The sequence below is a fragment of the Chitinophaga arvensicola genome (assembly GCF_900110835.1).
Lineage (GTDB): Bacteria > Bacteroidota > Bacteroidia > Chitinophagales > Chitinophagaceae > Chitinophaga > Chitinophaga arvensicola.
In genome coordinates this window covers 3,374,084-3,387,646 of record NZ_FOJG01000002.1, presented here as the reverse complement: position 1 = coordinate 3,387,646, position 13,563 = coordinate 3,374,084, and the positions used below count along the sequence as shown (strand labels likewise).

The window sequence follows — 13,563 nt, the reverse complement described above, 5'->3', positions numbered from 1 at the left end:
GTGGAAAAGTTGATGGCGGATCTGAAAGCGCAGATCATAGAACAATTGAATTTGCAGGAAGTAGCGCCCGAAAGCATTGGCGATGATCAGCCATTGTTTACCAAAGAGGGACTGGGACTCGATTCTATCGATGCGCTGGAACTGATTGTATTGCTGCAACAGCATTACAGTATCCGCATAGCAAATCCTGAAGAAGGACCAAAGATCTTCCATTCTGTACGCACAATGGCGACTTACATTACTGAAAATCAAACCGTGAAGGCATGAGTGAAAAGGTGTGGATAGCAGGCGGTGGGGTAATCAGCGGCATTGGGCTGGATGTACCGGCCTGTATACAATCGTTCCGGGACATGCAACCCGGTATGACGGCCATGCAGTACCTGCCTTCTGTTCATCGCAATACCTTTCCGGTGGCAGAAGTGAAGGCCGATAACGCCACCCTCGCTGATATGGCACGTATGCCGGAGAATATCAGCAGAACCGCTTTACTTAGTATGATTGCCGCCCGTGAAGCGTGGCAGTCCAGCGGCCTGGGCGATATTTCCCAGTACCGCGTGGGTTTTGTTTCCGGTAACACAGTGGGCGGTATGGATAAAACGGAAGATTTCTTCGCGGATTATCTGGCTAATCCCCGTGGTGGCCGTTTACAGCAACTCCTGCACCATGAATGCGGCAGTATTACCGAACTGGTCGCTGATCAGCTGGGTGTGCGGCATCATGTATCTACTATCAGTACTGCTTGTTCTTCCGGCGCCAATGCACTGATGTATGGCTCCCGCCTGATCCGCAATAACATTGTGGACGTGGTGATTGCCGGAGGAACGGACGCACTGACCCGCTTTACCCTCAACGGTTTCAATACGCTCATGATCCTGGATCAGCAGCCCTGCCGCCCGTTTGATGATACCCGTACCGGGCTAAACCTGGGCGAAGGCGCAGGATATGTGGTGCTGGTGTCTGACAGCCTGGCTGCCCGGTTGCAGCCCTGGTGCCGCTTCAGCGGTTTTGCCAACGCCAACGATGCCTATCACCAAACGGCTTCATCGCCCGATGGTACCGGTAATTACCTGGCTATGAAAGGCGCGCTGGATATGAGTGGATTGCAACCGCAACAAATTGGTTATATTAACTTACATGGAACCGGTACACAGAACAACGATGTATCGGAAGGAATCGCTATAAACCGGCTCTTTGCACCGCATTTCCCGGCGATGAGTTCTACCAAGTCTTTCACCGGTCACACGCTGGGCGCCAGCGGTGGCATAGAGGCCGTATTTTCGGCGTTGTCGGTGAAAGAGGGTATCATCTATCCGAATGCACGTTTTGAGCACCAGATGAAGGAATTACCATTTGCACCCGCTACCGCTTTTTCTGCGGGACATGACCTGCAACACGTCATGTCCAACTCTTTTGGTTTTGGAGGCAATTGTTCCAGTCTGGTATTTTCAAAAAGCTACTAGCTTATGAACATCTACATAAATGGCACCGGTTGTATTTCTCCGCAGGAAACTGCGCAGGGAGGCCTTTTGCTGGCTACTCCCCGGGAATACGAAACAGTGCGCCTGGCGACAGTGGATCCGGATTACAAACAATGGATCGATGTAAAACAGATCCGTCGTATGAGCCGGGTAGTGAAAATGGGCGTTGGTGCAGCCAACCTGAGCCTGGAAGCTGCAGGCCTTACCGCACCAGATGCTATCATTACCGGTACCGCTTACGGCTGCCTCGATGATACCGGCGTGTTTCTCACCAAGATGGTCAATCAGCAGGAAGAAATGCTGACGCCTACGGCGTTTATCCAGAGCACGCACAACACCGTAGCCGGACATATTGCCCTGCTGCTGGGATGCAACGGTTATAACAACACCTTCGTGCATCGCGGATTTTCATTCGAAAATGCGCTGCTCGATGCCATCATGATATTGAAAGAAGGCTCCGCACAACATATTCTCGCCGGCGGACTGGATGAAATAACGAATCATAGTCACCAGTTACTGACCCGTTTTGGTCTCTATAAGAAAGAACCGGTAAAAACGATGGAACTGCTGAACAGCCCTTCCCGTGGCACTATTGCCGGAGAAGGCGCAGCTTTTTTCAGCCTGGGTATTACCAAACAACCCGGTACGGTTGCAGAATTATCCGGAGTGAGTACTTTATACAAGCCACTCTGGGAAGGAGAAGTGATCGGTCATATCATGAAGTTCCTGGAAGATAATAATTGCACGCCCGCAGATATCGACCTGATTGTTACCGGCAGAAATGGTGATATTGATCACGATGAAATTTATGAAGAAATAGCCGCTGCCCTGTTCCCGGAAACGGCGGAAGCCAGCTTTAAACATCTCTGTGGGGAATACCCTACTGCCGCTGCTTTTGGAGTATGGATGGCCAACGCCATCATCGCAGAACAGCAAGTGCCGGAAGCCGCCGTATTTTTTGGAAAGGCGCCGGAGCAAATTAATAAAGTGTTAATCTATAATCATCACCAGGGTACCCATCATTCCCTGGTATTACTGACCGCATGCTGAATAACCGGGTTGTAAATATCATTGCGCTGATCAGTTTCCTGGTACTACTATTCCTTGATAGGATCATGAAGTATGATGTACCTGTGTGGACATACGTAATACCGTTACTGATTTTTTTACCGGTAACTGTTTACGGGGCGATGAATATAGAATCGGGTTTTTTTTTGAAAGCATATTGTCAGGCCGATACCACGGAAAAAGTGGTAGCGCTTTCTTTTGATGATGGCCCGGAGCCGGAGTTGACGCCGGAAATACTGAATATCCTGCAGGAGGAAAAGGTGCCTGCCGCCTTTTTTTGTATCGGGAAGAATATCTCCGGTAATGAGCACTTACTGAAACGCATATATGAAGAAGGACATGTAATAGGCAACCATACCTATTCGCATCACTTCTGGTTCGATATGAAATTGTCGGGTAATATGCTGAAGGATATGCAGGAAATGGATGCGGCTACGGTAAATGCTACCGGCCTTTATCCACGGCTGTTTCGCCCACCTTATGGCGTCACGAATCCGAACCTGGCAAGGGCGGTAAAAGCAGGTAACTATCTGCCGGTAGGCTGGAATATCCGCTCACTGGACACGGTAGCAACAGATAAAAATGCCTTGCTGCAAAGAATTATGCAGCAGCTGAAACCAGGTGCCGTGATCTTATTGCACGATACCTGCAGGATTACGGCCGATATATTGCCACAACTGATCCGCGATATCCGTGAACAGGGATACCGCCTGGAAAGAATTGATAAAATGTTAAACGTTCGCGCATATGTGTAAATGGCTGTTAGTTTTGATGAGTTGTGTAGTGAGCCTGCAAATACAGGCGCAGACCGGGTTTAAACCGGTATCAGATATGGCTGCTGTAAAGCAGCAGTTTGCAAAAGCCGCACAGAACACGCAAAGTATCCACTGCGATTTTGTACAGGAAAAGAACCTGAGCATGCTGTCTGACAAGATTGTATCCAAAGGGGAATTCTGGTTCCAGAAAGACAATAAAGTAAGAATGGAATACAAGCAACCTTCCCGTTACCTGCTGGTGATCAATGGAAAGGATATACGGATCAGGGACGCACAAAAAGAAAGCAAAGTTTCGGGGAAGAGTAATAAGTTGTTTGAGCAGATCAATAAAATTACGATCGACTGTGTAAGAGGAACGGTACTGGATAACGCCGACTTCACTACCAAAGCGACAGAGAATGCACAATACTACCGCCTGGAAATGACACCGGTGAACAAGGTGATGAAGGAATATTTCCAGACGATCGTGTTGCTGGTAGATAAACAGGATTATTCAGTGTCAAAAATTACCATGGCAGAATCGTCCGGAGATGATACTACCATCAGCTTTTTACATAAACAACTGAATACAACCATCCCGGATGCGGTATTTTCTCTTAAGTAGTTTTGTAGCGCTGGTGTTGCTGGTGGGCAGCTGCCGCTCGGTATACAAGGAGTTACAGCCTGCCAGCGGCAATGTGCAGTGCATCCGTCAGTTTAGTCCGCAGTTTACCTCCACGCTGTACAGCACACAGGTGGATATATTGAAACATCATCTCAGCGGGCTATTGTTTTTTAAGCAGATGCCCGACAGCAGCATCCGCGTGGTGTTTGCAAATGAGATGGGTTTTAAGTTCTTTGATTTTGAATTTGATCAGCAGGGGCGTTTTACCAAACATTACCTGATGCCTAAAATGGATAAGAAAGCGGTCGTGAAAACGTTGCAGCAGGATTTTGCACTGGTATTGCTGCATCCCGATCTGCAAGCGGCGCATATGGCTACAGATAACCGCTATCGTTATGTAGTAGTACCCACAGAAAAAGGGAATAATTACTATATCACGGATACCGCCTGTACGCAGTTGATACGGATAGAAAAATCGTCGAAGCGCAAACCCGCTGTTACCGTATGGATGCAGCATTATAACAACGGCATTCCGGACACGATCAACATCCGTCATGAGCATTTCAAATTTAATATCTCTTTACAGAAAGTAGAAAAATAACGTATTCATATATAACAACTGTCCAAATGTTAGCAGGAAATTTTTATACCGTTACCGTACAATCCCAGGAGCCAGGTCAGGTGACCACCACTATTGAACTGAATGCGGCACATGCCATTTTCCAGGGGCATTTCCCGGAGCAGCCGGTAGTGCCGGGTGTTTGCATGATGCAAACCATCACGGAATTACTGGAAACAGCCCTGGAAAAGAAAGTAGCGTTGAAAAAAGCTACGCAGATGAAGTTCCTGCAGATGATAGATCCGGTAAAACAACCACTGGTAGATGTAACAGTAACCTATAAAGAAGACGAAGCCGGCTGGAAAGTGAATGCAACGCTGAAGCGCGATGACAAAACATTTATGAAGTTCCAGGGTATATTTAACTAAGTGACAAACACTCCCACACATAACGCACACTTTGAACGTCACCGCGCAGCGGTGCTCATTCCTACCTATAACAACGCCGGTACGCTCGGCGCTGTACTGTCTGATGCCCTTACCTATACCGATCATATAATTGTAGTAAATGATGGTGCTACAGATGAAACCCTTGCTGTGCTGGAACAATTTCCTTCCCTGCAACTGGTTTCGTATAGCCCAAACCGTGGTAAAGGCGTGGCCTTGCGCCGTGGCTTTGCCTACGCATTGGAACAGGGTTACGACTACGTCATCACCATGGATGCAGACGGGCAGCATTTTGCCACCGATCTGCCGGGGATGCTGCAACAGATAGAAGAACAACCAGGCGCCCTGATCATAGGGGCGCGTAACCTGCACCAGGAAAACATGCCGGGCAAAAGCACTTCTGCCAATAAGGTGTCCAACTTCTGGTTCCAGGTAACTACCGGTTTAAAAGGACCAGATACGCAATCCGGTTACCGCCTGTATCCCCTGCAACGCATGGGGAATATGCATTACTTCTGTACCAAATATGAATTTGAAATAGAAGTACTGGTACGCAGCGCCTGGAAAGGTATTAAGGTAGACTGGACCCCCGTTCGTGTTTATTATCCACCGCCGGAAGAGCGGGTATCGCATTTCCGCCCGGTGAGGGATGTTTCCCGCATCACGGTATTGAATACTGTGCTGGTGCTGGTAACCTTCCTGTATATCAAACCACGGGATCTGATCCGTTATTTTTTGAAAAAAGAGAACTGGAAAAAGATGTGGAAGGAAGAAGTGCTGAAAGCAGATGAATCCAATATGCGGAAAGCGGCTTCCATTGGCTTTGGTATCTTCATGGGGATTGTGCCCATCTGGGGATTCCAGCTGCTGGTATCCATCCTGCTGTCGATAAAATTTAAACTTAACAAGGCGCTGGTATTACTGTTTGCACATATCAGCACGCCGCCGCTCACACCGTTTGTGATCTTTGCCAGTTTCCTCGCCGGCCGTATCTGGATGGGGCAAACAGCCAAGGACCTGGTATTTTCAAACGGGATCAACTTTGATACCATCAGGGATAACCTGTTGCAATATGTATTTGGTAGTATCACACTGGCCATAGCAGGCGGATTATTCGCGTGGGCCACCAGCTGGGGGATACTGACTATTTTCAGAAAAGGACGAAGAAATGGGTAATCTTTTTGTAGCCATCTATAATTTTTTTGAACGGCACAAGATATGGCTGTGGTGTTGTACTATTGCCAGCTTTTTGCTGGTAGGTTTTTTTGCCCGACAGATAAGGCTGGAAGAAGATATCACCAAAATTTTACCGCAGGATAAGAAACTCGACAAACTGCAACAGGTGTTCCAGGATTCGAGGTTTGCGGATAAGCTGATCGTTACCATCTCCCAAAAAGATACGACAAAAGAAGCCCAACCGGATAGCCTCACTGCTTATGCTGCGGCCTTGTCCGGCAAGGCCGGTGAACAGCTTTCACCTTATATCCGGCAAATCCAGTCGCAGGCAGACGACGCCATGGTAATGGGTTTGATGCAGGTGATTCAACAACACCTGCCCATCTTCCTGGAAGAAAAAGACTACACAAAAATTGATAGTTTATTGCAGCCCGCACAGCTGCAGCAGTCTTTGCAATATGACTACAACACGCTGATTTCTCCCGCAGGCCTGGTACTGAAGAAGATGATCCAGGCAGATCCGGTGGGGATTTCCTGGATAGGCGTAAAGAAACTGCAGCACCTGCAATATGACGACCAGTTTGAGTTGTATGATAACTACGTTATCACGAAAGATCATAAACATGTGATGATCTTTATTACCCCGGCGAATCCGCCGGGATCCACAAAAATCAATGCGCAGTTCCTGCAGGGACTGGACAAGATAAAAGACAGCCTGGATCAGCAATACCCGGGTGTGGCGGCTTCATACTTTGGAGGTACAGCCGTTTCCGTGGGTAATGCCACGCAATTGCGGCAGGATACCTTCCTGACCCAGGGGATTACGGTCGTATTACTGATAGCCTTGATAGCGCTGTTTTTTAAGAAAAAAAGAGCGCCGGTGCTGGTGATGCTGCCCGTTATTTTCGGCGGCCTGTTTTCACTGGCATGGATATACGTGATCAAAGGACATATTTCTGTAATGGCGATGGGCGCGGGCGCCGTAGTACTCGGTATTGCGGTGAATTACTCCCTGCATGTATTCAATCATTTCCGCCATTCGCAGGATATCCGCGAAGTAATCGACGACCTGGCGACGCCGATGACGCTGGGTAGCTTCACCACTATCGGTGGCTTCCTCTGTTTGCAGTTTGTACATTCACCCATGCTGAAAGATGTAGGGCTGTTTGCGGCATTCAGCCTGATCGGCGCTGCATTGTTTTCACTGATTTTCCTGCCACACTGGATCGTGATCGGGCATAAACCGGATCAGGAAGTTGCGCATCACAACAACTGGCTGGATAAACTTTCTGCACATACGCCGGAGAAAAATAAATTCCTGGTAGGTGGTATTTTCCTGCTCACCATCGTTTTTTTCTATACTGCCCGCAACGTATCGTTTGAAAGCGATATGATGCGTATGAATTACATGACGCCACAGTTGAAAGCCGCAGAGGCGCAGCTTAACAGTGTGAATTCCTACATCGCACAGTCGGTGTATGTAGTGTCTGACGGGCATGACCTGGAAAGCGCGTTGGAGAATGGAGAAAAATTACTGCCCGTTATTGAGCAATTACAGGAGAAAGGCATTGTGAAAAAATATGCCGGCGTACAGGCGTTGCTGTTATCCAATAAAGAACAGACGGAGCGTATCCAACGCTGGAATAATTTCTGGAAAACTCAGGACACTGATAAAAGAACTGCTTTACTGGCCGACCTGCGTAAACAGGGCGCTGCGTTTGGTTTCAGCGCTACTGCTTTTGATAGCTTCGACCAGTTGGTGCATAAAGATTTTCAGCCGCTCAGTCCGGATGCCATGAAAGTATTGCGCAGTGGTAACCTGGGTGATTTTATTATCGATAAGAACGGAACGCTGTCGGTGGTTACGCTGCTGAAAGTAGATCCTGCCCATAAGCAGGCGGTATACGAGGCATTGGAAAATATCCCCAACACCACGGTGCTGGATAAGCAATATGCAGCTAACAGGCTGGTGGAAGTCATCAAAGATGAATTCAACAGTATTGCCTGGATGACTTCTTTACTGGTATTCGCTGCGCTGCTGTTGTCTTACGGCCGTATTGAACTGGCGCTGATCACCTTTATCCCGATGGCTATCAGCTGGGTATGGATCCTGGGAATTATGGGGCTGTTTGGTATTAAATTTAACATTGTAAATATTATCCTGTCCACGTTTATTTTTGGTTTGGGAGATGACTACAGCATCTTTATGATGGATGGGCTGTTACAGGAATACAGAACCGGGAAGAAGACTTTATCTTCTTTCAAATCCTCTATTTTCCTGTCTGCCATTACCACTATTCTCGGATTAGGGGTACTCATTTTTGCACAGCATCCTTCCCTGAAATCTATCGCATTAATTTCCATTATTGGTATTGGTACGGTGGTATTGATTTCGCAGGTGATGATCCCGTTTCTGTTTAATTGGCTCATCACAAACCGCGTGTGTAAAGGATATGCACCGTGGACACTGAAAGGATGGACATTCGCTGTTTTCTCTTTTACTTATTTCACATTGGGATGCTTTCTGTTAACAGGCATCGGTACCCTGCTGATCCGCTGGAACCCCTTTGATAAGGAGCGGGGAAAAGTATTGTATCACCGTATTCTTTCTGCCTATACGCACAGCGTGTTGTACATTATGCGCAATGTGAAGAAACGCATTATTAATCCTGAAAATGAACAGCTGCAAAAGCCGGCAGTCATCATCAGTAATCATCAGTCGTTCCTGGATATTCTTGTCTCCACCATGCTGCATCCGAAGGTGATTTTGCTCACCAATCAGTGGGTATGGCGTTCTCCGGTATTTGGCTCTGTGGTGCGGTTGGCTGATTATTACCCGGTGGCCGACGGTGCGGAAGGTGCGATAGAAAAACTGCGCGAAAGAGTAGCACAGGGATATTCGATAGTTGTATACCCGGAAGGTACCCGCTCTCCGGACCCGGCTATCAAGCGTTTTCACAAGGGCGCATTTTATATTGCCGAGCAGCTGGGGCTGGATATTTTGCCGATGGTGATTCACGGTACTGCCTACACGATGAGTAAAGGCGATTTTCTGTTGAAAGATGGAACGGTGTCAGTAAAGTATCTGCCACGTATAAAGCCACAGGATACTTCCTGGGGAGATAACTACAGCACACGTACGAAATCCATCAGCCGATACTTTAAGCAACAATACGAAATACTGCGTGCGGAAACAGAAGTACCAAAGTATTTCCGCGAGCAGCTGAGATATAATTACATCTATAAAGGACCGGTGCTGGAATGGTATATGCGTATCAAAACAAAGATGGAAAACAATTATGAATTGTTCCATCAGTTGTTACCCAAGGAAGGGCGTATACTGGATATTGGCTGTGGATATGGTTTTATGGATTATATGCTTACCTGGACTGCTCCCGGCAGAGTGATCACTGGTATTGATTATGACGAAGACAAAATAGCTACAGCGGCCTGGTGTTATAATAAACCCGCACAGCTGCAGTTTATACATGGCGATATTTCTACTACGGCAGTAGGTGAATACGATGCCTTTATTCTCAGTGATGTATTGCATTATTTATCTGCTACAGAGCAGGAAGCGCTGCTACAGCAATGTATTGAGCGATTAACACCGGATGGGGTCATTGTGGTAAGGGATGGCGACAGCGATATGACCAAGCGGCATGAGGGTACCCGGTTTACAGAGTTTATGTCTACCAAAGTAATTGGGTTTAATAAAACGAAAGAACAGCCATTGTCGTTTTTCTCAGCGGCGCATGTGCGTGGCCTGGTGAACAAATATGGTGCAGTAGCGGAAGAGATAGATAATACGCGATACACATCGAATGTAATATTTGTGATCAAAAAACTCCGGCAGGAAAATTATGCACCACTATGATGTAATCATTATAGGCAGCGGCCTCGGCGGTTTGGTATGCGGAGCTATCCTCAGCAGGCATGGGTATCGTGTATGCATATACGAAAAGAACCGGCAAACCGGTGGATGTCTGCAAACCTGGTCCAGGGATAAAGTCATCTTTGATTCCGGGGTACATTATATCGGCGGACTTGCGCCCGGTGAAAATCTCTATCAGCTTTTTAAATACCTGGGTATTTACGATCAGCTACGGCTGAAACGTATGGATATGGATGGTTTTGACCATATCAGTTTTGCCGGCGATGATAAAGTGTACCGCATAGCACAGGGGGAAGAAAATTTTATCCGTACCCTTTTGGAAGATTTTCCGGAAGAGGAACCCGCATTGAGGGCATACTGTGACAAGATCCGCGAAGTGTGCAGCAAGTTTCCGTTGTACAATCTCCGTACGGGCGACTATGAAGAGAAACGCCAGGTACTGCAATTGAATACTGCGGATTATTTGCGCAGTATCACCAGCAACGAAAAGCTGCAACAGGTGCTGGCAGGCAATAACCTCCTATACGCCGGTGTGGCAGAGAAAACACCTTTTTACGTACATGCGTTGGTGCTAAACAGCTATATGCAGAGTTCCTGGAAATGTGTGGATGGCGGCTCCCAGATCGGTAAGCTGCTATGCCGGCAGATCCGGAACCACGGCGGTGAAATTATCCGGAATATGGCGGTGACTGCCATCCAGGGCGCTGGCGATAAAGTAGATCACATCGTATTGCAGGATGGTACACAGGTACAGGCCACACATTACATCTCCAACCTGCATCCGGCGCAAACCCTGGCGATGACACACAGCGATGCCCTACGGAGTGCTTACCGCAACCGCATACAGGGACTGGAAAATTCAATAGGTACGTTTGTACTGAACGTAGCCCTAAAGCCAGGTACTTTTAAATATCTCAACTATAATCATTATTACCATGCTACTCCCAACGCCTGGGAGGGCATCGCCTATAAAGAAGAGGACTGGCCACAGACTTATGCCATGTACGTTTCTGCCAGTTCGCAGGACGAAGTATGGGCAGATAGTTTGTCGGTCATGACTTACATGCGCTATGAAGAAGTGGCGCCCTGGCAACATACTTTTAATACCGTGCTGGAAGCGGGACACCGGGGAGCAGATTACGAAGTTTTTAAGGAGAAGAAAGCCAATCTGCTGATCGATTGTGTAGAAAAGCAGTTTCCGGGCTTCCGGGATTGTATTAAGTCGTACTACGTGGCTACGCCATTGTCGTACCGCGATTACATCGGTACCGGCGACGGAAGCATGTACGGCATCCTCAAAGATAGCGCAGATCCGCTACGGACTATGGTTTCGGCCCGTACCAAACTATCCAATTTGTATCTTACCGGTCAAAACCTGAACTTGCATGGAATTTTGGGGGTAACCATCAGCAGTGTAATCACTTCAGCGGAATTGCTGGGGATGGATTTCCTGGTAGATGACATTCATCAGTCAACACATATTTGAAAGTGAAAAATAAGAAGCGCAGCGGCTGGAGAAGATTTGGACGCATACTATTATACATCATCGGTTTTTTTATCCTGCTTTTTGTAGGGTTGGGAATTTACCTGGTAGCCGTAAGCAAAATGCCGCCACCGGAAATTGCGGATCAGCGTGCTTTGCAGCTGCAACGTAAACCGCTTGACAGCACCGCCTATACCCTCGGCAACAACTGGTTCCGCAAGAGTAACAGCGGCTTGTATGAAATGTATGTGGAAGGCGCTCCTTTTGAAAGAGGCGTCATCAATGGTAAGTTATCCGGTGAATTGATCCGTCGCCAGGAAGATGTGTTTGTGGCGCAGTTCAGCAAAATGGTGCCATCTACTTTTTACCTGCATTTCCTGAAATATTTTATCGGCTGGTTTAACCGCGATCTGGCTGATCATGTGCCGGAAGAATTTAAAGAAGAAATTTACGGGGAGTCTTTTTCTGCTTCTCCCAACTACGATTATATCGGGACCAACTATGCCCGCCTGATGAACTATCATGCGGCGCATGATATCGGTCATGCGCTGCAAGGCATGATGCTGGTGGGTTGCACGTCTTTTGGCACCTGGAATGACCAGTCGGCCGATAGTAACCTTATCATTGGCCGCAACTTCGATTTCTACATGGGCGATGCTTTTGCAGAAGAGAAAATGGTCGTATTTTATCATCCTGAGAAGGGCCACAACTTTATGTTTGTGACCTGGGGAGGCTTTACCGGAGTAGTATCCGGTATGAATGACAAAGGACTCACCGTTACCATCAATGCAGCTAAAACCAGCGTGCCTACTGCTGCTGCCACGCCGGTATCGCTGGTAGCCAGGGAAATTCTTCAATATGCAAAGAATATTAATGAAGCCTGGGAGATTGCCCGCAAGCGGAAGATGTTTGTGTCAGAATCTTTCCTGGTAGGTTCTGCGGAAGATAATAAAGCAGTGATCATTGAGAAAACGCCGGAAGGGATGGATATGTACAGCTCCGGTAAAAATTTTATCACCTGTACCAACCACTTCCAGGGCGATTCTCTCGGTATTCTCGCTTCCAATAAATTACAGATAAAAGAAAGTGCTTCTGAATACCGCTACGAGCGGCTGACAGAGCTGATGAAGGAGAATGGTCCCAATACCGTGCAGAAGACCGTTAGTATATTGCGCGATCGTGGCGGTTTACATAACGCCAATATTGGTATGGGCAATGAAAAGTCTATCAACCAGCTGATAGCACACCATTCTATTGTATTTGAACCAAAGAAAGGACTGGTATGGGTATCTACCGCACCGTGGCAGTTGGGGCAGTTTGTAGCGTATGATCTGAATAAGATCTTCAGCATGAAAGGCCTGCACACAGACCATGAAGTATACGAAGATGCCCTGAATATCGCTGCAGATACTTTCCTGTTATCAAAAGATTACCAGGCTTTTGAAACTTACCGCAAGTTGAGAGATCAACTCAAAGAAGGACAGCCGGTAGATATTAACGCATTAGTAGCTTCCAATCCCGCATATTATCATACGTATGTATTGGCAGGAGATTATGAATATAAGCAACGGGCCTTTGCCAAAGCAAAAGCCTATTATGAAACAGCCTTAACAAAGGTGATTGCTACCAAAGGAGAAGAAGATCATATCCGTAAACAACTGGCATTGTGCAATACTAAATTAAAAAGTTAACTGCCATGATCATCGGTATCGGAACAGACATAACAGAAGTGCCGCGCATTGCCGCCAAGCTGGCCAAAGGCGATGGATTCCGTAACCTGGTGTTCACTCCTTTTGAAATCAGTTATTGCGAACAACAGGCGATGCCTGCGGAAAGTTATGCCGCACGTTTTGCTGCCAAAGAAGCGGTGCTGAAGGCTTTTGGTACCGGCTGGGGCAACGGGGGCGTTAACTTCGATGAAATAGAAATACGGAATGATGCTGCCGGGAAACCGGAAGTATTTTTAATAGGCAACGGCGCCGCCAAATACGAGCTGCTGGGTATCAAAAAAATATGGGTTTCCTTATCCCATGAAAAAAGTGCCGCAGTAGCCATGGTCATTATTGAAGGATAAATTT

The 13,563-nt window shown here is 47.3% G+C and carries 12 protein-coding genes; all 12 read left to right on the top strand.

The features are described from left to right. Genes BMW79_RS30675 through acpS form a run of 12 tightly spaced genes read left to right on the top strand, consistent with a single transcriptional unit; the run spans position 1 to position 13,559 of the window. Positions 1 to 267 carry a phosphopantetheine-binding protein gene (locus BMW79_RS30675; protein WP_089902573.1) on the top strand — a complete coding sequence of 89 codons (267 nt, stop codon included), beginning with the start codon at positions 1 to 3 and terminating at the stop codon, positions 265 to 267. Further along, on the top strand, positions 264 to 1,460 hold the full coding sequence (locus BMW79_RS30670) for a beta-ketoacyl-[acyl-carrier-protein] synthase family protein (protein ID WP_089902570.1): 1,197 nt from the start codon (positions 264 to 266) through the stop codon (positions 1,458 to 1,460). The genes BMW79_RS30675 and BMW79_RS30670 overlap by 4 nt, the downstream gene beginning before the upstream one ends. A gap of 3 nt (positions 1,461 to 1,463) precedes the next feature. Further along, positions 1,464 to 2,528: a beta-ketoacyl synthase N-terminal-like domain-containing protein gene (locus BMW79_RS30665; RefSeq protein ID WP_245752750.1), complete on the top strand. Its 1,065-nt coding sequence runs from the start codon at positions 1,464 to 1,466 to the stop codon at positions 2,526 to 2,528. Then, the gene (locus BMW79_RS30660) at positions 2,522 to 3,301 is read left to right on the top strand and encodes a polysaccharide deacetylase family protein (protein ID WP_089902567.1); all 780 of its coding nucleotides are present in this window, start codon (positions 2,522 to 2,524) and stop codon (positions 3,299 to 3,301) included. Before BMW79_RS30665 ends, BMW79_RS30660 begins: the two co-directional genes overlap by 7 nt. Before the next feature lie 16 nt (positions 3,302 to 3,317). Then, entirely contained in the window at positions 3,318 to 3,926 is a 609-nt protein-coding gene (locus BMW79_RS30655; protein ID WP_245752749.1) for an outer membrane lipoprotein carrier protein LolA, read from the top strand. Next, on the top strand, positions 3,904 to 4,527 hold the full coding sequence (locus tag BMW79_RS30650; protein WP_089902561.1) for a hypothetical protein: 624 nt from the start codon (positions 3,904 to 3,906) through the stop codon (positions 4,525 to 4,527). Before BMW79_RS30655 ends, BMW79_RS30650 begins: the two co-directional genes overlap by 23 nt. 26 nt (positions 4,528 to 4,553) lie before the next feature. Then, the gene (locus BMW79_RS30645) at positions 4,554 to 4,913 is read left to right on the top strand and encodes a hotdog family protein (protein ID WP_089902556.1); all 360 of its coding nucleotides are present in this window, start codon (positions 4,554 to 4,556) and stop codon (positions 4,911 to 4,913) included. Beyond that, positions 4,914 to 6,107: a DUF2062 domain-containing protein gene (locus tag BMW79_RS30640; RefSeq protein ID WP_089902554.1), complete on the top strand. Its 1,194-nt coding sequence runs from the start codon at positions 4,914 to 4,916 to the stop codon at positions 6,105 to 6,107. After that, positions 6,100 to 9,984 carry a trifunctional MMPL family transporter/lysophospholipid acyltransferase/class I SAM-dependent methyltransferase gene (locus tag BMW79_RS30635; RefSeq protein ID WP_089902552.1) on the top strand — a complete coding sequence of 1,295 codons (3,885 nt, stop codon included), beginning with the start codon at positions 6,100 to 6,102 and terminating at the stop codon, positions 9,982 to 9,984. Before BMW79_RS30640 ends, BMW79_RS30635 begins: the two co-directional genes overlap by 8 nt. Next, positions 9,971 to 11,488, top strand: a complete 1,518-nt coding sequence (locus BMW79_RS30630; RefSeq protein ID WP_089902549.1) for a phytoene desaturase family protein — start codon at positions 9,971 to 9,973, stop codon at positions 11,486 to 11,488. The genes BMW79_RS30635 and BMW79_RS30630 overlap by 14 nt, the downstream gene beginning before the upstream one ends. A 2-nt stretch (positions 11,489 to 11,490) precedes the next feature. Continuing rightward, positions 11,491 to 13,176, top strand: coding sequence for a C45 family autoproteolytic acyltransferase/hydolase (locus BMW79_RS30625; RefSeq protein ID WP_245752748.1), 1,686 nt, complete (start codon positions 11,491 to 11,493; stop codon positions 13,174 to 13,176). 5 nt (positions 13,177 to 13,181) lie between these two features. Continuing rightward, positions 13,182 to 13,559 (top strand): holo-ACP synthase, encoded by a 378-nt coding sequence (gene acpS / locus BMW79_RS30620; RefSeq protein WP_089902546.1) that lies wholly within the window; start codon positions 13,182 to 13,184, stop codon positions 13,557 to 13,559. Positions 13,560 to 13,563 lie beyond the last annotated feature (4 nt).